General features: G+C 70.1%; 16 protein-coding genes. 5 read left to right on the top strand and 11 right to left on the bottom strand.

Going from position 1 to position 24,962, the window contains the following annotated elements:
- Positions 1-406 precede the first annotated feature (406 nt).
- Both ABD289_RS17910 and ABD289_RS17915 read left to right on the top strand, forming a co-directional pair.
- Positions 407-3,628, top strand: a complete 3,222-nt coding sequence (locus tag ABD289_RS17910) for an arabinosyltransferase domain-containing protein (RefSeq protein ID WP_344133772.1) — start codon at positions 407-409, stop codon at positions 3,626-3,628.
- 108 nt (positions 3,629-3,736) lie between these two features.
- Positions 3,737-4,447, top strand: coding sequence for a helix-turn-helix domain-containing protein (locus tag ABD289_RS17915; protein ID WP_344133775.1), 711 nt, complete (start codon positions 3,737-3,739; stop codon positions 4,445-4,447).
- Here ABD289_RS17915 and ABD289_RS17920 read toward each other — a convergent pair.
- From ABD289_RS17920 to ABD289_RS17945, 6 genes are all read right to left on the bottom strand, one after another.
- Entirely contained in the window at positions 4,438-5,340 is a 903-nt protein-coding gene (locus tag ABD289_RS17920; protein ID WP_344133778.1) for a hypothetical protein, read from the bottom strand. The two genes, ABD289_RS17915 and ABD289_RS17920, sit on opposite strands and share 10 nt — an antisense overlap.
- A 71-nt stretch (positions 5,341-5,411) precedes the next feature.
- Positions 5,412-8,510 (bottom strand): translation initiation factor IF-2 N-terminal domain-containing protein, encoded by a 3,099-nt coding sequence (locus ABD289_RS17925; RefSeq protein WP_344133781.1) that lies wholly within the window; start codon positions 8,508-8,510, stop codon positions 5,412-5,414.
- Between the two features lie 166 nt (positions 8,511-8,676).
- On the bottom strand, positions 8,677-9,471 hold the full coding sequence (locus ABD289_RS17930; protein WP_344133784.1) for a TIGR03936 family radical SAM-associated protein: 795 nt from the start codon (positions 9,469-9,471) through the stop codon (positions 8,677-8,679).
- Positions 9,472-9,688: 217 nt separating this feature from the next.
- The gene (locus ABD289_RS17935) at positions 9,689-11,653 is read right to left on the bottom strand and encodes a TIGR03960 family B12-binding radical SAM protein (protein ID WP_344133787.1); all 1,965 of its coding nucleotides are present in this window, start codon (positions 11,651-11,653) and stop codon (positions 9,689-9,691) included.
- 308 nt (positions 11,654-11,961) lie between these two features.
- The gene (gene ndk / locus ABD289_RS17940; RefSeq protein WP_344133790.1) at positions 11,962-12,372 is read right to left on the bottom strand and encodes a nucleoside-diphosphate kinase; all 411 of its coding nucleotides are present in this window, start codon (positions 12,370-12,372) and stop codon (positions 11,962-11,964) included.
- A 132-nt stretch (positions 12,373-12,504) separates the two neighbouring features.
- Positions 12,505-14,040: an alkaline phosphatase D family protein gene (locus ABD289_RS17945; protein ID WP_344133793.1), complete on the bottom strand. Its 1,536-nt coding sequence runs from the start codon at positions 14,038-14,040 to the stop codon at positions 12,505-12,507.
- A 144-nt stretch (positions 14,041-14,184) separates the two neighbouring features.
- Here ABD289_RS17945 and ABD289_RS17950 point away from each other — a divergent pair, with 144 nt between their 5' ends.
- A complete protein-coding gene (locus tag ABD289_RS17950; RefSeq protein WP_344133796.1) occupies positions 14,185-15,285 on the top strand; it encodes a zinc-binding dehydrogenase in 1,101 nt (366 codons plus the stop codon).
- Positions 15,286-15,394: 109 nt separating this feature from the next.
- On the opposite strand, the gene ABD289_RS17955 is transcribed toward ABD289_RS17950, so the two are convergent.
- The 3 genes from ABD289_RS17955 to ABD289_RS17965 all read right to left on the bottom strand — a co-directional run bounded on the left by ABD289_RS17955 (position 15,395) and on the right by ABD289_RS17965 (position 20,096).
- Positions 15,395-15,859: a DUF4233 domain-containing protein gene (locus ABD289_RS17955; protein ID WP_344133799.1), complete on the bottom strand. Its 465-nt coding sequence runs from the start codon at positions 15,857-15,859 to the stop codon at positions 15,395-15,397.
- Positions 15,856-17,214, bottom strand: coding sequence for a bifunctional tetrahydrofolate synthase/dihydrofolate synthase (gene folC, locus ABD289_RS17960; protein ID WP_344134045.1), 1,359 nt, complete (start codon positions 17,212-17,214; stop codon positions 15,856-15,858). The genes ABD289_RS17955 and folC overlap by 4 nt, the downstream gene beginning before the upstream one ends.
- A 230-nt stretch (positions 17,215-17,444) precedes the next feature.
- Positions 17,445-20,096, bottom strand: coding sequence for a valine--tRNA ligase (locus ABD289_RS17965; RefSeq protein ID WP_344133802.1), 2,652 nt, complete (start codon positions 20,094-20,096; stop codon positions 17,445-17,447).
- A 125-nt stretch (positions 20,097-20,221) separates the two neighbouring features.
- On the opposite strand from ABD289_RS17965, the gene ABD289_RS17970 reads away from it, so the two are divergent.
- Complete coding sequence (locus tag ABD289_RS17970) at positions 20,222-22,513, top strand: FdhF/YdeP family oxidoreductase (protein WP_344133805.1); 2,292 nt, start codon at positions 20,222-20,224, stop codon at positions 22,511-22,513.
- A 47-nt stretch (positions 22,514-22,560) separates the two neighbouring features.
- On the opposite strand, the gene ABD289_RS25375 is transcribed toward ABD289_RS17970, so the two are convergent.
- Both ABD289_RS25375 and ABD289_RS17975 read right to left on the bottom strand, forming a co-directional pair.
- Entirely contained in the window at positions 22,561-22,677 is a 117-nt protein-coding gene (locus ABD289_RS25375; protein ID WP_425564719.1) for an MFS transporter small subunit, read from the bottom strand.
- Complete coding sequence (locus ABD289_RS17975) at positions 22,674-24,014, bottom strand: L-lactate MFS transporter (protein WP_344133808.1); 1,341 nt, start codon at positions 24,012-24,014, stop codon at positions 22,674-22,676. Before ABD289_RS17975 ends, ABD289_RS25375 begins: the two co-directional genes overlap by 4 nt.
- A gap of 107 nt (positions 24,015-24,121) precedes the next feature.
- Here ABD289_RS17975 and fdhD point away from each other — a divergent pair, with 107 nt between their 5' ends.
- Positions 24,122-24,958: a formate dehydrogenase accessory sulfurtransferase FdhD gene (gene fdhD / locus ABD289_RS17980; RefSeq protein WP_344133811.1), complete on the top strand. Its 837-nt coding sequence runs from the start codon at positions 24,122-24,124 to the stop codon at positions 24,956-24,958.
- The last annotated feature ends 4 nt before the right edge of the window (positions 24,959-24,962 follow it).

Here is a 24,962-nt window from a genome sequence, read left to right on the forward strand (position 1 = left end):
ATGAGCGAGCCGGATCAGCATACGGCGCGTCGATCCCGATCATCAAACCACCCCCGCCGCCCGACCGGCGACGCGCCGGGCGGGCCGATCCGGCGAGGGGATGAATCGCCCGAACAGCAGGTGGACACGCGCACCCGAGCACCCCGCGGGCGGTATGTGCCACACTGATGATCTCGCCCGAATCGTCGGCTCGATTCCACTTCGTACCCGTGCGTCCGGAAACGGGGTGTGATGGCTTCGACCATCGGGTGAACGGCACCCACCCATCCGGACGACACTCAACGCAGTTATTGGAAACGGGCTGGTAACGGAGCCCTGACGACCGCGTTGCGCATTACCCGATCGTGTGTTGCGCGCGTCCAGGGGGCAGCCGAATACGGGCCGTCACCGCCCGTATGGTTCCCCCGTGCACCATGAGTCGGCGAAGAAACTGCGGCTGATCGCCTCCGTTCTGGGGCTGATCGGCACCGCGTTGGCGCTGTTGGTCCCGTTCCTCCCGGTCACCCACAACGTGGGGACGCTGAAGTGGCCCACCGCGGAAGGCGGGACCCGTGCGGTCTCGGCCCCGCTGGAGGCCTACTCCCCGGTGTGGCTGGACGCGAAGGTTCCGTGCGCCTCGGCGCACAGCCTGGACGCGCGCAGCGAGAGACCGGGCCTGCTGCTGAGCACCAACCCGCCCACCTCGGACTACGGCAACCTGACCGGCCTGACGCTGCAGGTCGAGAACGGTCAGGCGCAGCTGTACTCCAAGGGCCAGCAGATCAGCACCACGCAGCTGCCCGAGGGCGAATGCACCATCAAGCTGCACTCCGACGCGAGCGGCACCAGCGCGCACGTCGACGGCACCCGGTGGGCCAACGTCACCGGTGACCAGCGGCCGCAGCTGACCGGCATCTACTCCTCGCTGGACGACCAGGTCGACGACGTCGAGGGCCTCGACTTCCAGGCGCGGGTGGACAACCGGTTCAGCTCCTGGGCGACCCCGCTCAAGACCGTCGTCATCGCGCTCACCATCGCCTCCTTCATCGGCGCGATGATCTGCCTGGGCAAGCTGGACCGGCTGGCCGGGCGCAAGCCACCCCGACTGGCTCCGCTGCGCTGGTGGAAGCCCACGCTGCGCGACGTCTCGGTGTTCGCCGCGCTCGGCATCTGGTGGCTGATCGGGGCCATGACCTCCGATGACGGCTACGTGCTGAGCATGGTGCGCTCCGAGCAGAGCGCCGGTTACGTCACCAACTACTTCCGGTGGTTCGCCAACCCCGAATCACCGTTCGGCTGGTTCTACGAGATCTACTCGCTGTGGGTGCGGGTCTCCACGGCCACGCCGTGGGTGCGCCTGCCCGCCCTGATGATGGGCATGATCAGCTGGATGCTGATCAGCCGCGAGGTGCTGCCCAGATTGGGCAGGCAGGTCCGGCGCAGCAACGCCGCGGGCTGGGCGGCCGCGGGCGTGTTCCTGGCCTTCTGGCTGCCCTACAACAACGGCCTGCGCGCCGAGCCGGTCGTGGTGCTGTTCTCGCTGCTGGCGCTGTGCGCGGTCGAGCGGGCGATCGGCACCGGCCGGATGATGCCCGCCGCGCTCGGCCTGGTGGCCGCCGCGCTCTCGGTGGGCGTCAACCCGCACGGCCTGGTCGCGGTGGTGCCCTACATCGCCGGTCTCAAACCGCTGTACCGGATGCTGCGCAAGCGAGCGCGCGACTTCGGCTGGCTCCCGGTGCTGGCTCCGTTCTCGGTGTCCGGTTTCGTGATCCTGACCCTGGTCTTCTACGACCAGACCTGGCAATCGGTCATGGACGCGATGGAGCTCAAGACGACCTTCGGCCCCAACGGCCACTGGTACGAGGAGCTCAGCCGCTACAGCCTGCTGTTCAGCCAGAGCGCGGACGGTTCGATGACCCGCCGGTTCCCGGTGCTGCTGGTGATCCTGTGCCTGGCCACCTGCCTGGTCGTGCTGCTGCGGCGCAACCGCATCCGCGGCGCGAGCCTCGGGCCGAGCAGGCGCCTGCTGGCCGTGTGCGCTGGCTGCTTCGTGGTGCTGGCGCTGACGCCGACCAAGCACACCCACCACTTCGGCATCTTCGCCGCCTTCGGCGGGTCGCTGGCGGCGCTGACCGCGCTGGCCACCAGCAGCACGGTGCTGCGCTCCCGGCGCAATCGGTTGATCTTCGTGACCGGACTGCTGATCATCCTGGCGCTGGCCGCGACCGGGCCGAACGCCTGGTGGTACGTCTCCGGCTGGGGCGTGCCGTGGTTCGACAAGCCGCCGTCGATCAAGGGGTACCAGGCCAGCAGTCTGCTGCTGGCCTGCGCCGGGATCACGGCAGTGCTGGCGATGATCGAGCACCTGCGGATCGACGAGGACAACCCGAAGGTCGTCGACGAGCGCTTCGACCGCAACGAGCAGGGCGTCCGCGCGCTGCGGCTGGGCACCGCCCCGCTGTCGGTGCTGTGCGCGCTGCTGGTGCTCGGCGAGCTCGCCGCGTTCGGCAAGGCGATCGTGGAGCAGGGCGACGGCTACACGCTGGCCTCCTCCAACTTCAAGCAGATCACCCAGAGCAGCTGCGGCCTGTCGGATCACGTCGGCGTCGAGACCGACCCGCGCCAGGGCGTGCTGCCGGTCTCGGCGGCGCAACCGGCCACGGCCACGCCGAGCAGCGAGCCGCCGAAGCGGCTGGAGGGCAAGGAGGACGCCAACCAGTACCTGCAGCCCAAGCAGGAGGGCTTCACCGACCCCGGTGTGCCGCCCACCGACGAATCCGACCCGGAGGCGATCAGCTACCGCCCGCCGAACCAGTTCGGCGGCCCGGAAGCGCCGGTCTGGGGCAGCTTCGACAAGGCCGGGATGAACACCGGCGAGGTGCGCACTCCGTGGTACGACATCCCGAAGGCCGCGCTGGAGCACAAGTCCCCGCTGGCGCTGAGCCTGGCCGGCCAGGAGACCGGGGCGAACTCGTTGATGTACGAGTTCGGCAAGGACACCCCGCGCGGGTTCGAGATCACCGGTCGGGCACCCCTGGTCCAGGGACCACCGCCCGGTTGGCGGGAGAGCCGCTACATGCTCGGGCAGGAAGCCGAGGGCGCGACCAAGGTCCGCCTCGTCATCGTCGACCAGGCGCTCGGGCAGGAGGGCTGGCTGGCGGTCACCGCTCCGCGCGTGCCGAAGCTGACCCAGATGACCGAGTTCATCGGCGACGAGCCGACGTTCGTGGAGTGGCCCGCCGGCCTGGTGCACCCGTGCCTGAAGATCTCCGGCATCTACGACGGCATCGCCGAGCTGCCGAAGTTCCGGGTCTCGGGCGGTGAGGAGGTCCGCGACACCGGTCAGAGCTGGTCCGCGCCGGACGCGGGCGGGCCGTTCGGCTGGCTGAGCGTGGCCACCAGCGCCCAGCTGCTGCCGACGTACCTGAAGAACGATCCGCAGAAGGACTGGGGCTCGTTGTACGTCCTGCACCGCTACAGCCCGGAGGCACTGCCCGCGGAGACGGCGTTGCACGAACACCGGGCAACCCACTGGGGCCTGTGGTCCCCGGGCAAGCTCCCCGAAGCGGTCACCCTGCCGGGCGATATGCCCTCGTCGGACGACCGCACGGACATCCCGCAGTTCGACGACAAGGAGGACCAGAACTAGGTCCGCGCAGCGAAAAGGGCCGGCACCCCACCTGGGGCGCCGGCCCTTTTCGCGGTCTCGGGAGGCCGGCGGTTGGGACCGGAACCGTCCCCGCGCGAGAATCCTGGTGTGACCGGGTATCGGGAGTGGGCTCCGGAGGCCGCGCTGCGCGCGTTCGTCTCGTGCGTGTGGACGCACGGGGCCGGTGCGGCCGGCGGGAATCAGCTCGTGGTCCCCGACGGATGCGCGGACCTGATCTGGCGCGATGGGCGGTTCGAGATCGCCGGACCGGACACCGGTCCTTGGACGAGCGCGCTGGAGCCCGGCCGAAACCTGTTCGGGATCCGCGTGCGCCCGGGAGCGGCTCCGCTGCTGCTCGGGGTCCCCGCAGCTGAGGCCCGGAACCTGCACCTCGACGGAACCGAGCTCTGGGGCGACCGGCTGCGCGCGCTGGCCGAGCGGATCGGAGCCGAACCCGATCGCGCGGGCGCGCTGCTCGAGGGGTTCGCGCGCCAGCGGCTGACCGAGCGGGAACCGGATCGAGCGGTCGGCATCGCGGTGACCGCGCTGGACCGGCCGCGACCGCCGTCGGTGGCCGGGCTCGCCGCCCGGCTCGGGCTCTCCGAACGCCAGTTGCGCAGGCGGATCGTGGACGCCGTCGGGTACGGGCCGAGCACGCTCGTCGGCGTGCTGCGGTTCCAGCGCGCCATCCGGCTCGGTCGGCGCGCCCCGCTCGCCCGGGCGGCCGCCGAGGCGGGCTACGCCGACCAGGCGCACCTCGGCCGCGAGTTCCGCCGCCTCTCCGGAGTGACGCCGCGCCGGTACTTCGGTCAGTCGTAGGCGTGCAGCGTCCGGAGAGCGTCGAGAGTGACCTTGGGACGGCCTTCCAGCGCGGTTCCCGGCGCCCACTCCAGCCAGGAGATCGGCCAGCCGCCGTCGTCCTGCTGCTGCGCGGCCAGGTCATCGAGCCCTCGGGCCATCTCCTCGTCGGAGAACCAGGCACGCGCCAGGCTGGTCGGTTCCGGCGCGTACTCGCAGGGCCCCGGGACCTCGCCCGAGGCGTACCCGGGCGCGACGTTGGCCCGCTCCGGGTGGTCCGGGTCGAGCAGCACGTACCCGGCCTCCCGGATCATCTCGCCGAAGCGCTCCGCCGCCGCAGCGGCCCGTTCCCGCTGCGGCACCCGGTCCAGGAAGGCTACCGCCGCCCGCGCCTCGTAGGGGTGCGTCTCGGTGCGGGAGTCGATCACCGACCAGCAGAACTCGTCGGCGCCCGCCAACCAGGGGTGCTCGATCCGGTTCTGGTGCAGCACCCCGGCCAGCAGCGCGGTGCTGAGCAGGCTCCCCTCGGGTTCCTCGGCCGCGGGCATCCACGGCGCGTGCGGGTAGCCCGCCAGCCGGACGTCGCCCGCAGGCACGCCGCCGTCCGGGCGGGTGATCCCGGCCAGGTAGTCGCAGATCTCGTGAGCGGCCGCGCCGGTGCACTGACCGATCTCGTCGAGGATCATCAGCGCGGTCCACGCCTGCAGCGGCTGGCTGACCGGTCCCCGGGCGTCGGGTTCGAGACCGTAGCCGAAGCCCCCGTCCGCGCAGCGGTACGCCTCCAGCGCGGTGCGCACGGCCGCTGCGCTCCCGTCGGCGTGCAGGTGTTCGAAGCGGCGCTGTTCCAGGACCCGGGCGGTGAGCCAGATGAACCGCTCGGCGGCGGCCAGGCGTTCGGTGGTGCAACGAGTCATGTCCCGAACGCTAAACGGGGATGGCCGATCCGCTCTTGAACGAATCGGCCATCCCCGGGTGCGTCGCGGGGTCAGTGCCCGGTCGGGCGGGAGACCTTCCGGCGGGTCCGGCGCACCGGCGCGGCCGGTGCGACCTCCGGCATGCCGCTGTCCTCGGACTGGGTGGGCTCGGCGGGCTTGGCGACGACCATCGGAGCCGCCGAGGAACCGGTGTTGACCGTGCTCCTGGTGACCTTGCGGCGGCGGCGCGCGCCGTTGCCCTGGTCACCGGCCGTCTCGGCCGAAGCATCCCCGGCGGGTTCCGCGGGCGCGGCCTGCTTGGACGCTTCCGCGGGCTCGGCCTTGGCGACGGGTTCCGACTTCGCGGCGGGCTCCGACTTCGGAGCGGGCTCCGACTTCGCGGCGGGCTCAGGCTTCGCAGCGGGCTCGGGCTGGGCGACCGGTTCAGCCTTGGGCTCCGCAGCGGGCTCCGGCTTCTGCTCCGACTTGGCTTTCGCCTCGGCCTTCCGCTCGGCCTTGCGCTCCGCCCTCGACGTGTCCTTCGACTTCGACTGCTCGGCCTTCGGCGCGTCCTTCGGCTGGTCGGCCTTCGCCTCGGTCTTCGCCTCGGACTTCGCCTCGGTCTTCGCCTCGGACTTCGAATCGGACTTGTCCGACTTCGGCGTCTCCTGCGGCTCCTGGTCCTGCTGCTTGCCGCGGTTGCGGTTGCGCCGACCGCCACCGCCGTTGCCGCCCGAGGAGGAACCGTTGCCGCCACCACCGTTGCCGTGCTGGTGGTTGATCGGCTCGGTGGAGACCATCAGGCCACGACCGCGGCAGTGCTCGCAGCTGCTGCTGTATGCCTCCAGCAGACCGGTGCCGACCCGCTTGCGGGTCATCTGCACCAGACCCAGCGAGGTCACCTCGGCGACCTGGTGGCGGGTGCGGTCCCGGCCCAGGCACTCGGTGAGCCTGCGCAGCACCAGGTCGCGGTTGGACTCCAGGACCATGTCGATGAAGTCGATGACGATGATGCCGCCGATGTCGCGCAGCCGGAGCTGGCGAACGATCTCCTCGGCCGCCTCCAGGTTGTTGCGGGTGACCGTCTCCTCCAGGTTGCCCCCGGAGCCGGTGAACTTGCCGGTGTTGACGTCGATCACCGTCATCGCCTCGGTGCGGTCGATGACCAGGTAACCACCGGAGGGCAGCCAGACCTTGCGGTCCAGCGCCTTGGCGATCTGCTCGTTGATCCGCTTCTCGGTGAACACGTCGTTCTTGCCGACGTGCTTGTCCAGCCGCGGCGCGAGGTCGGGAGCGACGTGCTGCACGTAGGACTCGATGGTCTGCCAGGCGTCGTCGCCCTGGACCGTCATCGACGAGAAGTCCTCGGTGAACAGGTCGCGGACGACCTTGATCAGCAGGTCCGGCTCCTCGTAGAGCAGCTGCGGGGCCTGCGCGTTGGGGACCTCGCCCTTCTCCTTGATGACCTCCCACTGCGCCTGCAGCCGCCGCACGTCGCGGTCGAGGGCTTCCTCGCTGGTCCCCTCGGAGGCGGTGCGGATGATCACACCGGCGTTCTCCGGCACGATCCGCTTGAGGATCTCCTTGAGCCGCTTGCGCTCGTTATCCGGCAGCTTGCGGCTGATGCCGGTGGCTCCACCGCCCGGCACGTAGACCAGGAAGCGGCCCGGCAGGCTCACCTGGGTGGTCAACCGGGCGCCCTTGTGCCCGACCGGGTCCTTGGTGACCTGGACCAGCACGCTGTCGCCGGTCTGCAGCGCCTGCTCGATGCGGCGCGCCTTGCCCGCCAGCCCGGCGGCGTCCCAGTCGACCTCACCGGCGTAGAGGACCGCGTTGCGGCCCCGGCCGATGTCGACGAAGGCGGCCTCCATGCTGGGCAGCACGTTCTGCACGCGACCCAGGTAGACGTTTCCGACCAGCGAGCCGGAGCCCGACGAGGTCACGAAGTTCTCGACGAGGACGTTGTCCTCGAGCACCGCGATCTGGGTCTGCTCGCCGCTCTGCCGGACCACCATCTTGCGGTCCACCGACTCGCGGCGGGCCAGGAACTCCGACTCGGAGAGCACCGGCGCGCGACGACGACCGGCCTCGCGGCCGTCCCGGCGGCGCTGCCGCTTGGCCTCCAGGCGGGTCGAGCCCTTGATCGCGCGGACCTCGTCGTCGCTGCTGGAGTCCTTGTTGTTGCCCTCGGGCTGCGACTCGCGGACGTGCACCACCGTGTTCGGCGGGTCGTCCTCGCGCGTGTTGGCGTTGCTCTCCTCGTCGGAGGTGCCCTTGCGGCGCCTGCGACGACGGCGCCTGCGGCTGCCCTCGCCCTGGCCCTCGGACTCGCCGCCCGAGGTCTCCTCGGACTTGTCCGCGGAGACCTCCTGGGCCTCCTCCGCCTTGGTCTCGTCGGACGACGTCTCGGCGGCCTCCTCGCCACCGGACTCGCCGTCCTCGCCACCCCGGCCGCGGCCGCGACCGCGGCGCCCGCGGCGACGACGGCGACGGCTAGCGCTCTCGCTGCTGTCGTCCTCGGAGTCGCCGCCCTCGGTCGCAGCCGTCTGCTCGGTCTCGGCCTGCTCTTCGGCCTCCGGCTCGGCCTCGGTGGCGGGCTGTTCCGGTGCGGCCTCCGGCTCAGCGGCCGGCTTGACCGGGTCGGCCTGCGTCGGGGCCAGGAACATCGCCTCCGGCGCCGCGAACACCGGCGAGAGCCCGGCCGCGGGCTCCGCGTCGGCCGACGGCGCGGGCGTGAAGTCGGCGGCGGGCACCCCGGTCGACTCGTCGGCCTGCTCGGGCTCGGCGCTCCCGGCATGCGGCTGCTCGGGCTGCGGCTGCTCGGGCTGCTGCGCGGCGGAGGACTGCTCGGCGGCCTCCGGGACCGTCGCGGCGGTACCCGAGGCCTCGTCCGTCGCAGCGGCCTCGGCCGCGGACTCGTCCACCAGTTCCGGGCTCATCGCCTGCACGACCTGCACGGCGACCTCCCGGTTGATGTTCGACTGGGCGCTGCGAACCGGTTGGCCGATCTCCTCCAGAGTTTTGATGATCTCGCGGCTGCTGGCGCCCAGCAGCTTGGCGAGAGCGTGGACCCGGAGCTTCGCGGGCAACTCAATAGAGTCGTGCGACCCCTGGGTAGGTGCGGGCGACTGCCCGCTGGTGTTTCCAGCGGGCGTATCCATGTTCAACATCCGGCTCCTCCGCCCCCGGGCGCGTCCGGGTGGACGCGGCCGCACAGAGGCATGTGCGATCTTTTAGTTTCCGCCACCCTCGGGTGACGGCAATTCTTCGTGGGTCCCTCCGCCCCGGGCCCGTCGGCCTGGGAAGTCGAACGGCGGGTCGACGACGCGGCATCCGTCACCCGGCCGCGGGCTCTCCCGCCGGAGTCCGGTCGCCGCCTGAGTCCTGGGCCAACGGGTCGGCAATGCCTCCCCCGTCGTCGAGCCGACCCTGCTCCAGCCGGGTCGCGCTCACGGCGGCCGACGGTGCCAGATCGGCGACGACACGCAGGGCGCTCAGTACGTCGTCGGGTCGTACGACCGGTGTTGTCTGCCGCACGACCGTTACGAGTATCCCATACGGTGTGGACGCTCCGGGCCAATCGTCCACCCGGGCGGTGGTGGATCGTTTTTGATCACGCTCCGCGATCGGCCGCGGACCCTCCAGCACCTCGGCCGAGAGCAGCGCGGCGCGAGCGTCGATGGTCCGGCGACCGTCCTTGGTCGCGCGCTCCACCAGGGCTTCCTCGGCGGCCATCAGCTTCTCGGCCGCCGCGCTCAGCTCCGCCACATCGGTGTCGGGCAGGTCGATGCGCCACCGGCTGACCTCCAACCTGTCCGCCAGCGCGCCGGGGCTGGCCGGGGTCGCGGTGAGCACGTCGACCCCGTCCGGCAGCGCCGCGTCCAGCTCGGCGCGGAGGACCTCGGGGTCGACCACCTCGACTAACTGCAGCTCGAGGTATTCGGCCTCGCTCGACACTCCGGTGGGTACCGCACCGGCCCAGGAGACCTTCGGGTGCGGGCTGAAGCCCTGGGAATACGCCATCGGAACCCCCGCGCGGCGCAGCGCGCGCTCGAAGGTGCGCGCAACGTCGCGGTGCGAGGTGAAGCGCAGCCTGCCCCGCTTGGCGTAGCGCAGCCGCAGCTTCTGCACCGGCGGCGCCGAAGGATTGGGGTGATCTCGCCGACTCAGAATGCCCTCCCCGACCATGGATCGTGCTCAGCGGCCGCCGGACCGCTTCGATCCCGATGCTTGCTTGCTCAACCGTGGTGTGACAACACCCACGGGATGTTCTCGTTCGAAACCGTACCGCGAACGCGCTCGCTCGCGCGCCCGCGCGTGGCCGGGAGGACACGCGCGAACGCGCAGGTCAGCCCTCGGAGAAGGCCGAGTTCCGAACCGGCGATCCCTGGCCGACCGGTGAAATCGGCAGCAGTTTTCGCCCGGTCGGGCCGACCTCGATGTCGGTGCCCATCGTCGGGCACACGCCGCAGTCGAAGCACGGCGTCCACCGGCAGTCGTCCTGCTCGCGCGCCTCCAGGGCGTCCTGCCAGTCGGTCCACAGCCATTCCTTCTCCAGCCCGGAGTCCAGGTGGTCCCAGGGCAGGATCTCGCCCTCGACCCGCTCGCGGGTGGTGAACCAGGCCAGGTCGACGCCGAACGGCTCGAGGGCCTCGGCGGCGGAGTCGACCCAGCGCTCGTAGGAGAAGTACTCGTTCCAGCCGTCGAACCGGCCGCCGTTGCGCCACACCTGCTCGACGACCCGGCCGATCCGCCGGTCACCGCGGGAGAGCAGGCCTTCGATCATCGAGGGCTTGCCGTCGTGGTAGCGCATGCCGATGTTGCGGCCCAGGGAGCGGTCGGAGTTGATCGCCTCGCGCAGCTTACGCAGCCGGTCGTCCACCGTCTCCGGGTCGGTCTGCGCCGCCCACTGGAACGGCGTGTGCGGCTTCGGCACGAACCCGCCGATCGAGATCGTGCACCGGATGTCCTTGCGGCCGGAGGCCTGGCGCCCCGCCCGGATGACCTCCTTGGCCATCTCGGCGATCTGCAGGACGTCGGAGTCCTCCTCGGTGGGCAACCCGCACATGAAGTAGAGCTTGACCTGGCGCCAGCCGTTGGCGAAGGCCGCCGAGACGGTGCGGATCAGGTCTTCCTCGGAGACCATCTTGTTGATGACCCGCCGGATCCGCTCGCTGCCGCCCTCGGGCGCGAACGTCAGGCCGGAACGGCGACCGTTGCGGGAGAGCTCGTTGGCCAGGTCGATGTTGAACGCGTCGACGCGGGTCGACGGCAGCGACAGACCGGTGTTGGTGCCCTCGTAGCGGTCCGCCAGGCCCTTGGTGACCTCGGCGATCTCGGAATGGTCGGCCGAGGACAGCGACAGCAGGCCGACCTCCTCGAAACCGGTGTTCTCCAGCCCGCGCTGCACCATGTCGCCGATGCCCTCGATGGAGCGCTCGCGCACCGGACGGGTGATCATGCCCGCCTGGCAGAAGCGGCAGCCGCGGGTGCAACCGCGGAAGATCTCCACGCTCATCCGCTCGTGCACGCTCTCGGCCATCGGCACCAGCGGCTGCTTCGGGTACGGCCACTCGTCCAGGTCCATCGTGGTGCGCTTGAAGACCCGGTAGGGCACGCGCTCCCGGTTCGGCACGACCTCGGCGATGGCCCCGTCGTCGCCGTAGCCGACGTCGTAGAACTTCGGGACGTAGACGCCGCCGGACTCGGCCAGGCGCAGCAGCACCTCGTCGCGGCCGCCGGGCCGCCCCTCGGCCTTCCAGCGGCGGATGACGTCGGTGATCTCCAGGACGGCTTCCTCGCCGTCACCGAGCACCGCGGCGTCCACGAAGTCGGCGATCGGCTCGGGGTTGAACGCGGCGTGCCCGCCCGCCAGCACGATCGGCGCGTCGTCCTCGCGGTCCACCGCGTGCAGCGGGACGCCCGCCAGGTCCAGCGCGCTGAGCAGGTTCGTGTAGCCGAGCTCGGTCGCGAAGCTCACGCCCAGCACGTCGAACTCGCCGACCGGCCGGTGCGCGTCGACGGTGAACTGCGGGATGCCGTTCTCCCGCATCAGCTCCTCGAGGTCCGGCCACACCGAATAGGTGCGTTCGGCCAGCACGTCGTCCTGCTCGTTGAGGATCTCGTAGAGGATCTGGATGCCCTGGTTGGGCAGGCCGACCTCGTAGGCGTCCGGATACATCAGCGCCCACCGGACGGCGACGTCGTCCCACTCCTTGACCGTCGCGTTGAGCTCGCCACCCACGTACTGCACGGGCTTGGAGACCCGAGGCAGCAACGGTTCCAACCTGTCGAAAACGGACTGCACACCCACGCGACCAGGGTAGAGGTCAAGCAGCGAACAGCCGACCCGGGGCGACCCAGCACAAAACGGGCACGGCAAGGACCACCTCACCGCACCCGCCTGAGAAGCTCACCGCTCCGCACGCGCAGTTGATCAAGGCGCACGCGCGAAGCGCGAGCCGAAACCCCACCCGAGCAACCGGCACCGCCGCGGGTTCTGAGCGGCTTTCTGGGTGAGGACGCCCCGACGCCGCGTATTGGCCCCATACACAAGGAGGGGACCGCAGCCCAGAAAGCCGCTCAGGTTCCGCTACCGGCGACCAGCAGTAGGAACAAACATCAGAGGTTAGGGAACCAGAGCTTGAGTTCGCGGGTGGCGGACTCCTCCGAGTCCGAGCCGTGAACCAGGTTGTACTGGACCTCGAGGCCGTAGTCGCCGCGGATGCTGCCCGGGGCGGCCTTCTCGACCGGGTCGGTACCGCCGGCCAGCTGGCGGAAGGCCGAGATGGCCTTCGGGCCCTCCACGCAGGCGGCGATGACCGGGCCGCCGGTGATGAACTCGATGAGGCTCTCGAAGAACGGCTTGCCGTCGTGCTCGGCGTAGTGCTGCTCGGCGAGCTCGCGGTCGACGTTCTTGAGCTCCAGCGCGACCAGCTTCAGGCCCTTGTTCTCGATGCGGCTGATGACCTCACCGACCAGCCCGCGCTCGACACCGTCGGGCTTGACCAGGACCAGAGTGCGCTCGCTCACGTTTTCTCTCCTTCACAGGCGTACGAGCAGGCGCGACGACTCCGCGCGCCCGAATTGACCGCCAGCGTATCGACGCAGGTGACCGCCCCGGCCCCGGGGCCTCGTCGGACCCGGAGCCGGGGTGGGTCGCGCTCAGCGCCGCGGGTCGAGCTCCTTGGTGTAGAGGGACCGGCCGCGCTGGTCGCGCAGGTCGACGGTCAGCCTGCCGGTCCCAGAGTCGATGTTCACCTCGCCGAAGTGCTGGTAGCCCTCCATCGGGGAGGCGCCCTGCCGCTCGGGGGCGTGCGCGAAGTCGACCGCCGGGCCGAAGGTCGGATCCATCTCGCTCGGCCCGTACGCGCCCGCGTGCAGCGGGCCGGAGACGAACTCCCAGAACTCGTCGAACCCCTCGAACGCCGCGCGCTGCGGCGCGTAGTTGATCGCCGCCGAGTAGTGCACGTCCGCGGTCAGCCAGACGACGTTGCGCACCCGGCGACGGCTGATTTCCTGCAGCACCCGCGCCAGCTCCGCCTCCCGGCCGTTCGGCGCGCCGGGCAGGCCGTTGGCCACGGCCTCCGCGGTGTCGCCGTCCGGGACGATGATGCCCAGCGGCATGTCCGAGGCGATCACCTTCCAGGTCGCCTTCGACTCGGACAGCTCGTCGACCAGCCAGCGGGCCTGCTTCTCCCCCAGGATCCGCTCCGGGGTGGTTCCCGCCGAGTTCGGATCCCGGTAGCTGCGCATGTCCAGCACGAACACGTCCAGCATCGGACCGTGCGAGACCTTGCGGTAGATCCGCCCGTCCACGGCGTCGACGCGGCGCACCGGCTGCCACTCGTGGAAGGCCCGGAAGGCGCGGTCGGCCAGCACGTCCACGCGCTTCTCGGTGTAGGCGTCGTCGTCGAGGATCTCGCCCGGATACCAGTTGTTGGTGACCTCGTGGTCGTCCCACTGGATCAACTGCGGAACGTTGGCCACGAACTCGCGCATGTTGGCGTCGAGCAGGTTGTAGGCGAACTGGCCGCGGTACTCGTCGAGCGTTTCGGCGACCTTGGACTTCTCCGGAGTCACGATGTTGCGCCACACCCGACCGTCGGGCAGCGCCACGGACTCCTCCAGCGGCCCGTCCGAGTAGACGGTATCCCCGCTGTGCAGGAAGAAGTCCGGGTCGCGCGCGGCCATCGCCCGGTAGATGGTCATCCCGCCGATCTCCGGGTTGATTCCCCAGCCCTGGCCGACGACATCGCCCGACCACAGGAACCGCACGTCCCGGCGGCCGCTGGGGACGGTGCGGAAAGTTCCCGTCACGCCTTCGCTGGTCGTCCGGCCGTCGAGGTCCTCGGCGGTGACGCGGTAGTGCACCTCGTGCCCCGGGGGCAAGCCGTCCAGCCGCAGCTCGCCGGTGCCGTCGGTCTCGGGCGTGAGCACCGGCCCGGGAACGCGTTCGGAGTCGCGGAAGTCGGCGTGCCGGGAGACCTCGACGAACATGCGCGCCGGGCGGTCCGCGCGGGTCCACACCACGGCGCCGTCCGGACGTGGGTCGCCGAGTTGCGCACCGTGGGTGAGCACCGGACGTCCGGAGCGAGCGAAGGCGGTTGCGGGCAGCAGCATCCCGGCGGCGACCAGACCGGCCCCGGTCGCGCCGCGCCGCAGCAGGTCTCGGCGATTCAGGTGATTTTCGGGGTTCATACGGGTTTTCTAGCCCCGCTGGACGCGCGGCGATCAACCTTCGGGGGACGGCCGGGTGAAGGTTTGGTGCCACCCGTTCACCTCTGGTGCGGGTGTGACCGACGCGATAGTTTCCGGCCGAATCGCCTGTGACGAGGAGGTCCCATGCGCGCCGCCGTGCACACAGCCGCCCACGAACCGATGCGGATCGAGCAGCTGGCCGACCCGGCGCCCCGGGCGGGCGAGGTCGCCATCGACGTACGCAGCTGCGGCGCCTGCCACAGCGATCTGCACGTCCTCAAGGGCGAACTCCCGTTCCCGACGCCGAGCGTGCTGGGACACGAGGTCGCCGGGGTGGTCGCCGAGATCGGCCCCGGGGTCCGCGACCTGGCGGTCGGCGACCGGGTGGTCACCAGCTTCATCATGCCCTGCGGTCAGTGCGGGCAGTGCTCGCGCGGCATGGAGGAGATCTGCGAGCGGTTCTTCCGGTTCAACCGCGGGCAGGGCAAGCTCTACGACGACGACACCCGGCTGCACCGAACCGACGGCGAACCGGTGTGGATGTACTCGCAGGGCGGGCTTGCCGAGCGGTGCGTGACGCCGGTGACCTCGGTCTACCGGGTTCCGGACAACCTGGACCTGGCCGACGTGGCCTCGATGGGCTGCTCGACGATGACCGCCTACGGCGCGCTGCGGCACGCGGCCGACGTCAAGGTCGGCGACACCGTGGCCGTGGTGGCAGCGGGCGGTGTCGGCTCGGGGCTGATCCAGCTGGCCGCGGTGTTCGGGGCCTCCACGATCATCGCGGTGGACATCAGCGACGACAAGCTCGACGGCGCGCGCAAACTCGGCGCCACCCACGTGGTCAACTCCGCCGAGGTGGACGCATCGGCCGTGATCCGGGAACTCACCGGCGGGCGCGGGGTCGACGTGGCCTTCGAAGCGCGCGGCGCGGTCCCCACCTTCAACATCGCCCGGGACTCGGTGGTCGAAGGCGGCCAGGTGGTGGTCGTGGGCATCGCGGCTCGCGGCACCACGGGCGAGTTCGACCTGGCCACGATCGCCCGGCGCAAGCTCCAGATCAAGGGCTCCTACGGCGCCAAGCCCCGTCGCGACATGCCGGTGCTGCTCGACCTGGCGGCCCGGGGCCACCTGCGCCCGCAGGACGCGATCAGCCGGCACTACTCCTTCGACCAGGTCCAAGAGGCCTACGACGCCCTCAACCGGGCCGAGATCCAAGGCCGAGCGATCATCGACATCACCTGACCGGAGCGGCGCGGTGACAGTTTTGCCTAAAACTGCGCGGACATTTCGGGCGCCGAGTCCTCACAGTTTTAGGCAAAACTGTCACCACCGCGAACCGACCATCCCGCGCTTAGCTGGGGTCCGTGCCTTCCGGGTGGCCCGGTGGGTGGCCGAGCTGGTCGTAGAGCCTGCCCTCGCGCATCCGGCGCGCGAGGTCGTTGCGCAGGTAGAGGATGTAACCCCAGATCAACGCGAAGATCAGGCCCATGACGCCCACCGCCGGGTGGACGAAGAAGCACAGGATCATCGCGGCCTGCAAGGCCAGCGCGAAGCCGAGGCCCCAGGAACGGCGCTGCACGAACGCGGCGACCAGCATCAGGACCGACAGCGTGGCCACGATCGCGAACCCGGCGCTGGAGACTCCCCCGCCGAGCTGCCAGACGACCGGCAGTGCCAGCAGGAAGGTGAGGAACTCCAGCGACAGCGTGGCCGCCATGATGCCGCGCAGACCCTTCCACGGGTCGCGCACGCCTTCCGGCGCCTCCGGCAGGCCCTTCTCCGAGTCTTCGGCCACGACCGCTCCCGTCTCGCTCACGCCGGTTCCCTGCCGAACAGCGCCCGCGCCTCGCCCGCCGTGACCACCGAACCGGTGATCACCACGCCGCCACCGGAGACCGCCTCGGTCGGGTCCTCGGTCTCCTCGGCCAGCTGGATGGCGTGCTCGACCGCGTTGTCCAGCTGCGGCTCGACCATGATCCGCTCCTGACCGAAGATCTCCAGCGCGATCCCGGCGAGCTCGTCGGGATCCAGCGAGCGCGGCGAGGAGTTGCGGGTGAGCACCAGCTCCTCCACGACCGGCTCCAGCTCGGCCAGAATGCCCCGCGCGTCCTTGTCGCCGAGCACCCCGACCACCGCGACGAGCTTGCGGAAGGAGAACTCGGAGCTCAGCGCGTCGGCCAAGGCGCGGGTTCCGTGCGGGTTGTGCGCCGCGTCGACCAGCACCGACGGCGCAGCACGGACCCGCTCCAGCCGGCCGGGCACGAGCACGCTGGCGAAGCCGTCCCGGATCCGCTCGACGTCGAGCTGGTGAGTGGCACCCGCGCCGAAGAACGACTCCACCGTGGCCAGCGCGATCGCGGCGTTGCGCGCCTGGTGCTCGCCGTGCAGCGGCAGGAAGATCTCCTCGTAGACGCCGCCGAGGCCCTGCAGCTTGAGCACCTGGCCGCCGACGGCGACGGTGCGCTCCAGGACGCCGAACTCCTGGCCCTCCCGGGCCACGGTCGCGTCGACCTCGGCGACCTTCTTCATGATCTCCTGCTGCGCCTCCGCCTGCTGCGCGGCCATGATCACGATGGAGTCCTGCTTGATGATCCCGGCCTTCTCCCGGGCGATGCCCGCGATATCGGTACCGAGGTACTCGGCGTGATCCAGGGCGACCGGGCAGATCACCGCGATCTTGGCGTTGGCGACGTTGGTGGCGTCCCAGCTACCGCCGAGACCGACCTCGACGACCGCGGCGTCCACCGGTGCGTCGGCGAAGGCCGCGTAAGCCATGGCGGTGAGCACCTCGAACTTGCTCATCGCCACATCGCTCTGGCCGTCCACGATCGAGACGTACGGTGCGACGTCCCGGTAGGCCTCGATGTAGCCCTCGGGGCTGATCGGCTTGCCGTCGATGCCGATGCGCTCGGTGGCCAGCTGCAGGTGCGGGCTGGTGTAGCGGCCGGTGCGCAGCTCCAGGCCGGTCAGCAGCGCGTCGACGATCCGCGTGGTCGAGGACTTGCCGTTGGTGCCCGCGATCTGCACGACCGGGTAACCGTTCTGCGGCTCGGCGAGCAGGTCGGTCAGCGCTCGGATCCGGTCCAGCGACGGTTCGATCTTCGTCTCCGGCCAGCGTTCGTTGAGCGCGGCCTCCACGACGCGCAGGTCCTGCAACGCCCCCGGGTCCATGCCGGTCAAGTCCACACTCCCCATACGAACGACGTAAATGCCGGAGTCGGAGTCTACGGTTCGGCGACCGCTCCCCCGCTCAAGCCCTACCCGAAACGCCACCCGCGCGCGCCGGGGCGCACAGTTCTGCCTAAAACTGTGCATGATCAATGTCCGTTTTGTCCGCACAGTTTTAGGCAAAACTGTCACGCGCCCGAAAGGGGCCCCTCCTGGTGGAGGGGCCCCTGGGGTCAGGACTCCGGGAGGGTTTGCAGGCGGGTCTTGATCCGGGCGATGTCGGCTTCCGCGGTCTCGCGGCGGGCCTTGATCTTGTCGACCACGTCCGCCGGGGCCTTGGCCAGGAAGGACTCGTTGCCGAGCTTCTTGTCGGCGCCGGAGAGCTCCTTCTCGGCCGCCGCGAGGTCCTTGGTCAGGCGCTTGCGCTCCGCCTCGACGTCGATGGCCCCGGAGAGGTCGAGCTCGACGGTGGTCGTGCCACCGGTGAGGCCCACCTCCAGGGACGCCGACGAGGTGAAGCCGTCCGCGGGCTCGGTGACCTTGGCCAGCGAGCGCACGGCGGGCACGTGCTCGTCGAGGCCCAGCTCGGCGACACCGGTGAGCCGCGCCGCGACTTTCTGCCCCGGCTTGAGCCCCTGGTCGGAGCGGAACCGGCGGATCTCGGTGATCAGCTTCTGGGTCGCCGCGATCCGGTCCGCCGCACCGCCGTCGGCCTCCGCGCCGGAAGCCGCCGGCCAGTCCGCGATGACCACGGACTCCCGCCCGGTCAGCGCGGTCCACAGCGTCTCGGTCAGGAACGGGATCGTCGGGTGCAGCAGCCGCAGCAGCGTGTCGAGCACCTGGCCCAGCACCTGCCTGGTCAGCTCGGCGCGCTCCTCCGAGGCGTCGATCTGGACCTTGGACAGCTCCACGTACCAGTCGCAGAACTCGTCCCAGGTGAAGTGGTAGAGCGCCTCGGTGGCCTTGGCGAACTGGAAGTCCTCCAGCATCTCGTCCACGAAGGACACCAGACCGTCCGCCCGGTCCAGGATCCAGCGATCCGCGTCGGTGAGCCGCGCGCGATCCAGCGGCGCGTCCGGCACCCGGGCGCCGTTGATCATCGCGAACTTGGTCGCGTTGAACAGCTTCGTGCCGAAGCTGCGCGACGCGGAGACCCACTCCTCGCTGATCGGCGCGTCGGTGCCCGGGTTCGCCCCGCGCGCCAGGGTGAACCGCAGCGCGTCGGCGCCGTAGGTGTCCATCCACTCGATGGGATCGACGGTGTTGCCCGCGGACTTCGACATCTTCTTGCCGTGCGGATCGCGGACCATGCCGTGCAGCGCGATGGTTTGGAACGGGATGGCCTCGGCCGGGTCCTCGTCCCGCATCGCGTACAGGCCCATCATCATCATCCGCACGACCCAGAAGAACAGGATGTCGTAGCCGGTGACCAGCACGGACGTCGGGTAGAACTTCTTCAGGTCGGCCGTGTCGTCGGGCCAGCCCATGGTCGAGAAGGGCCACAGGCCGGAGGAGAACCAGGTGTCGAGGACGTCCTCGTCCTGGCGCCAGCCCTCGCCGGAGGGCGGCTCCTCGTCCGGGCCGACGCAGACGACCTCGCCGTTCGGGCCGTACCAGATCGGGATCCGGTGGCCCCACCACAGCTGCCGCGAGATGGCCCAGTCGTGCAGGTTGTCGACCCAGTCGAAGTAGCGCTTGGACATCTCCGGCGGGTGCACCGCCACGCGCCCGTCCCGGACCGCGTCGCCCGCGGCCTTGGCCAGCGGCTCGACCTTGACGAACCACTGCAGCGACAGCCGCGGCTCGATCGGTTCCTTGGAGCGCGAGCTGTGCCCGACGCTGTGCACGTACGGACGCTTCTCGGCGACGATCCGGTCCTGCTCGCGCAGCGCCTCGCGCACCGCGACGCGGGCCTCGAAGCGGTCCATGCCGTCGAAGCGGGTGCCGGTGTTGGCGATGCGGCCCTGCTCGTCCATGATCGTCGGCATCGGCAGGTCGTGCCGCTTGCCGATCTCGAAGTCGTTCGGGTCGTGCGCCGGGGTCACCTTGACCGCGCCGGTGCCGAACTCGGGGTCGACGTGCTCGTCGGCCACGATCGAGATCTTGCGGCCGGTCAGCGGCAGTTCGATGTCGGTGCCGACCAGGTGCCCGTAGCGCTCGTCGTCCGGGTGCACCGCGATCGCGGTGTCACCGAGCATGGTCTCCACCCGGGTGGTGGCCACGACGATCGAGTCCTCGCCGTCGCCGTAGCGCATGGAGACGAGCTCGCCCTCGACCTCCTTGTGCTCCACCTCGATGTCCGAGATCGCGGTGCGCATCTCCGGCGACCAGTTGACCAGCTGCTCGGCGCGGTAGATCAGGCCCTCGTCGTAGAGCCGCTTGAAGATCGTCTGAACCGCGCGGGACAGCCCCTCGTCCATGGTGAAGCGCTGGCGGGACCAGTCCACGCTGTCGCCGAGGCGACTCATCTGGGACAGGATCGCCCCGCCGTGCTCCTCCTTCCACTGCCAGACGCGCTCCAGGAACTTCTCGCGGCCCAGCTCGCGGTGGTCGATGCCCTCCTCGCGGAGCTGCTTCTCCACCAGCGCCTGCACGGCGATGCTCGCGTGGTCCATGCCCGGCAGCCACAGGGCCTCGTAGCCCTGCATCCGGCGGCGGCGGGTGAGGATGTCCATCAGCGTGTGCTCGAAGGCGTGGCCGATGTGCAGGCTGCCGGTGACGTTCGGCGGCGGGATGACGATCGAGAACGGTGGCTTGTCGCTGTTCGCGTCGGCGGTGAAGTACTCGGCGGCTACCCAGCGCTGGTACAGCTCGGCCTCTACGTCGGCCGGGTTCCAGGTCGACGGAAGTTCACGGGGCGCTGCAGCTGCATGGGTCTGTGTCACACGCCGAATTCTACGAGTGCCCGCGCGGCCGATTTGCCGGGCATACCGCGACCGCTCGGCGACGCTCTTGTGATCCCCGACACGCCTGCGTGCCGACGCCTCTGCCGAGGGGGACCCTGTCAGCCATGCGGAAAGCTCCCCAGCAGGACATCGACGAGAACGACCTGCGCATCGAGGCCCCGGGAAAGGCGGCGGCCGGCATCAAGGGCGTCGCCGTGTCGCTGCAACGCAGCTTCGAGCAGATGGGGGTGACCCGCACCGCCCGCCTGCTTCCCCTTCTCAACCAGCGATCCGGGTTCGACTGCCCGGGCTGCGCCTGGCCGGATCCGCGCGCGGAGGAAGGCGGTAACCGCAAGCTCGCCGAGTTCTGCGAGAACGGCGCGAAGGCGGTCGCCGAAGAGGCCACCACCCGCCGGATCACCCGCGAGTTCTTCGCCGAGAACTCGGTGGCCGAACTGGCCGAGCGCACCGACCACTGGCTGGGCCAGCAGGGCAGGCTCACCGAACCGATGGTGCTGCGCGAGGGCGACACGCACTACCGGCCGATCGACTGGACCGAGGCGTTCCGGGTCATCGCCGAGGGCTTGCGCGGCCTGGAGTCCCCCGACCAAGCGGCCTTCTACACCTCGGGCCGCACCAGCAACGAGGCCGCGTTCGCCTACCAGCTGCTGGTGCGCGCGTTCGGCACGAACAACCTGCCGGACTGCTCGAACATGTGCCACGAGTCCTCCGGCACGGCCCTGACCGAGACCATCGGCGTCGGCAAGGGGTCGGTGTCGCTGGCCGATCTGGAGAACGCCGACCTGGTTCTGGTGATCGGGCAGAACCCCGGCACCAACCATCCCCGGATGCTGGGCTCGCTGGAGGAGGTCAAGCAGCGCGGCGGGAAGATCGTGGCGATCAACCCGCTGCCGGAGACCGGACTGATGCGGTTCAAGAACCCGCAGAACTTCCGGGGTGTGGCGGGCGACGGCACGGCGCTGGCCGACGAGTTCGCCCAGATCCGCATCGGCGGCGACCTGGCCCTGTTCAAGGCGATCAACGCGCTGGCGCTGAAGGCGGGCGCGGTCGACTCGGAGTTCGTCGACGCCCACACGCACGGTTTCGCCGAGTTCGCCGCGGAATCGGGCAACATCGACTGGGAAGCCACCGTCGAGGCCACCGGGCTGGACCGGGAACAGATCGAGCGCATCGCCGAGCTGGTCGTCTCCTCGGAGCGCACCGTTGCCTGCTGGGCGATGGGCTTGACGCAGCAGAAGCAGGGCGTGGACACGATTCGCGAGGTGGTCAACACGCTGCTGCTGCGCGGCATGATCGGCAAGCCGGGCGCGGGCGTGTGCCCGGTGCGCGGGCACTCCAACGTGCAGGGCGACCGCACGATGGGCATCTGGGAGCAGATGCCGGAGGAGTTCCTGTCCGCATTGGACGCGGAGTTCGGCATCTCTTCGCCGCGCGAGCACGGTCTGGACACGGTGGACACCATCCGCGCCATGACCGAGGGCCGGGTGCGGGCTTTCATCGGCATGGGCGGCAACTTCGTCTCCGCCACACCGGACACCGAGGCGACGACGGCCGCGCTGCGCAGCTGCGAACTGACCGTGCAGATCTCGACGAAGCTCAACCGCTCGCACGTGGTTCCGGGCCGGACAGCGCTGATCCTGCCCACGCTCGGCCGCACCGAGCGCGACCGGCACGACGGCGAGGACCGGTTCGTGACCGTCGAGGACTCCATGTCGGTGGTGCACCGGTCCCGCGGCAGGCTCGCGCCCGCCTCCGGCGAGCTGCTCTCGGAGGTGATGATCGTCTCCCGCCTGGCCCGCGAACTCCTCGGCGCCGAGCACCCGGTGGATTGGGAATCGTTCGCCGACTACGACGTCATCCGCGAGCACATCGCCCGGGTCGTGCCGGACTGCGCGGACTACAACCGGCGGGTCCGCGAGCCGGACGGCTTCGTGCTCCCGCATCCGCCCCGGGACACCCGCACGTTCCCGACCGCGACCGGCAAGGCGAACTTCACGATCAACACGCCGGAACCGATCCGGGTGCCGCCCGGCAGGCTGCTGCTGCAGACCATGCGAAGCCACGACCAGTACAACACCACGATCTACGGCCTCTCGGACCGCTACCGGGGGATCGAGAACGCGCGCCGGGTGGTGCTGGTCAACGAAACCGACCTCGCCGCACTCGGTTTCGAATCCGGCGAGCTGGTCGACGTGGTCTCGGAGTGGACCGCCGCCGACGGTTCGGTCGAGGAGCGCCGAGCCGATGCCTTCCGGCTGGTCGGCTACCCGACGGCTCCCGGCTGCGCGGCGGCCTACTACCCGGAGGCCAATCCGCTGGTGGCGCTCGACGCGGTGGCCGACAGGTCCAACACGCCGGTGTCGAAGGCAGTGGTCATCCGGCTACAACGGGCCTGACACCCGGAGGTGCTGGATCCCGGGCTGGATCCAGCACCTCCGGGTGCTCACCCGGTGAACAGCTGGCTGACCTTCTGCACGAGCGCGGCGAGGCCGTAGAGGAACGGGAGTGTCACCCAGAGCCAGGCCACGACCAGCAGGGCTTTCCGGTTGGCGGTGTTCACCGGGAACCTCCCGAGGTCGGTTCGTGGAACTTCGGATCGACCGGGCGGATGAGCTCGTTGGCGATGAATCCGACCACCAGCAGCCCGATCATGATGTACAGCGAGGCCGAGTAGAGATCCGGGCCGGTGGCTCCCGCGGCCTCCTGCGCGTCGGCGACCGCGTTGACGATCAGCGGGCCGAAGATGCCCGCGGCCGACCAGGCGGTGAGCAGCCTGCCGTGGATGGCGCCGACCTGCATGGTGCCGAAGAGATCCTTGAGGTAGGCCGGGACCGTGGCGAAACCGCCGCCGTAGAACGACAGGATCAGCATCGCGCACAGCACGAATACCGGCACCCCGGTGGCGCCGAACAGCAGGATCCCGAGGTAGAGCAGCGCACCGCCGCCCAGGTAGAGCCGGTAGATGTTCTTGCGCCCGACCAGGTCCGAGGTCGACGACCAGACGAACCGGCCCGCCATGTTGGTCAGCGACAGCAGCGCCACGAAGCCGGCCGCGGCACCGGCGGCGACCGGAGTGCTGGTGCCGGAGAAGAACCCGGTGATCATCGGCGAGGCCTTCTCCAGGATGCCGATCCCGGCGGTGACGTTCAGGCACAGCACGATCCAGAGCAACCAGAACTGCGGTGTGCGCAGCGCGTTGTTCGCCGTCACGTCCGCCGCTGTGACCATCGATTTCGAAATCTTCTGCGCCGGCGGCGAACTCGGCGCCCACCCCGGCGGCGGCACCCGCACCAGCAGTGCGCCCAGCGACATGAACACCGCGTAGACCAGCCCGTGCACCAGGAACGCCTGCGCGATTCCCGAGCGGTCGGTGCCGAACGCCTGCAGCATGGACGAGGACCACGGCGAGGCGATCAGCGCGCCGCCGCCGAAACCCATGATGGCGATGCCGGTGGCCATGCCCGGCCGGTCCGGGAACCACTTCATCAGCGTCGACACCGGGGAGATGTAGCCGATGCCCAGACCGATGCCGCCGACCAGGCCGTAACCGACCACCACCAGCCAGTACTGGCCGATGGCCGCGCCCAGCGCGGAAATCAGGAAACCCGCGGAGAAGCAGGTCGCCGACATGGTCATCGCCCAGCGCGGGCCGCGCTTCTCGACCATCGTGCCCAGCAGCGCCGCCGAGAGCCCGAGCACCACGATGCTCAGCTGGAACGGCAGCGCGCTCAGCGTTCCGGTCAGCCCGAGAGAGCTCTCCAGGGGCGGCTTGAACACGCTCCAGGCGTAAACCTGCCCGATCGACAGGTGGACCGCGAGCGCGGCCGGCGGGACGAGCCAGCGGCTCCAGTCCGGCGGAGCGACGATCCGGTCGGGCGAAAGCAGGCCTTGCACCATGGGGTCTCCCGCTCTGCGGCGTTGCTTGGCGCGGTGAGCATACTGTCCAGAACCGGGTTGAACGAGGTAGTAGTTCAATTCGAAACATTCACCTCGAGGAGGGCCACATGGGACGCGTGACGGTACGCCGACCGGTCCTGAGGATCACCGCCAACGGCACCACCTCCCGGCCGGACACCATGGCCGCCGAGGAGCCGCTGGAGATCCGGGTAAACGGCAAACCGCTGTCGGTGACCATGCGCACGCCCGGGCACGACGTCGAGCTCGCGCACGGCTTCCTGCTCACCGAGAGCGTCATCGGCGAGGCCGGGGAACTCGCCAGCGCGCGGTACTGCGACAGCCCCGGACCGGACGGCCGCAACACCTACAACGTGCTCGACATCGCGCTGGCCCCCGGGGTCGCGCCGCCGGACGCCTCGGTGGAGCGCAACTTCTACACCACGTCCTCCTGCGGCGTGTGCGGCAAGGCCGCGCTGGACTCGGTCAAGCTCCGCACCCGCCACTCCCCCGCCGACGACCCGCTGTCGATCGCGTCGGACACCGTCATCGCGCTGCCGGACAAGCTGCGCGCCGCCCAGCGGGTGTTCGACTCCACCGGCGGCCTGCACGCCGCTGGGCTGTTCGACTCCGATGGCGAGCTGCTGGTGGTGCGCGAGGACGTGGGCAGGCACAACGCGGTGGACAAGGCACTCGGCTGGGCGCTGCTGCAGGGGCGCGTGCCGCTGTCCGGCTGCGTGCTAATGGTCTCCGGCCGAGCGTCCTTCGAACTGGTCCAGAAGGCCGCGATGGCCGGGGTCCCGATGCTCACCGCGGTGTCCGCACCGTCCTCGCTGGCCGTCGATCTGGCCGAGGAGCAGGGCATGACGCTGGTGGGATTCCTGCGCGGGAGTTCCATGAACGTCTACACCCGAGCCGAACGTGTGTCCGTGGGCAAGATCGCGTGACGAT

Origin of the sequence: Saccharopolyspora halophila, from assembly GCF_039531955.1 — a bacterium.
Taxonomy (GTDB): domain Bacteria; phylum Actinomycetota; class Actinomycetes; order Mycobacteriales; family Pseudonocardiaceae; genus Saccharopolyspora; species Saccharopolyspora halophila.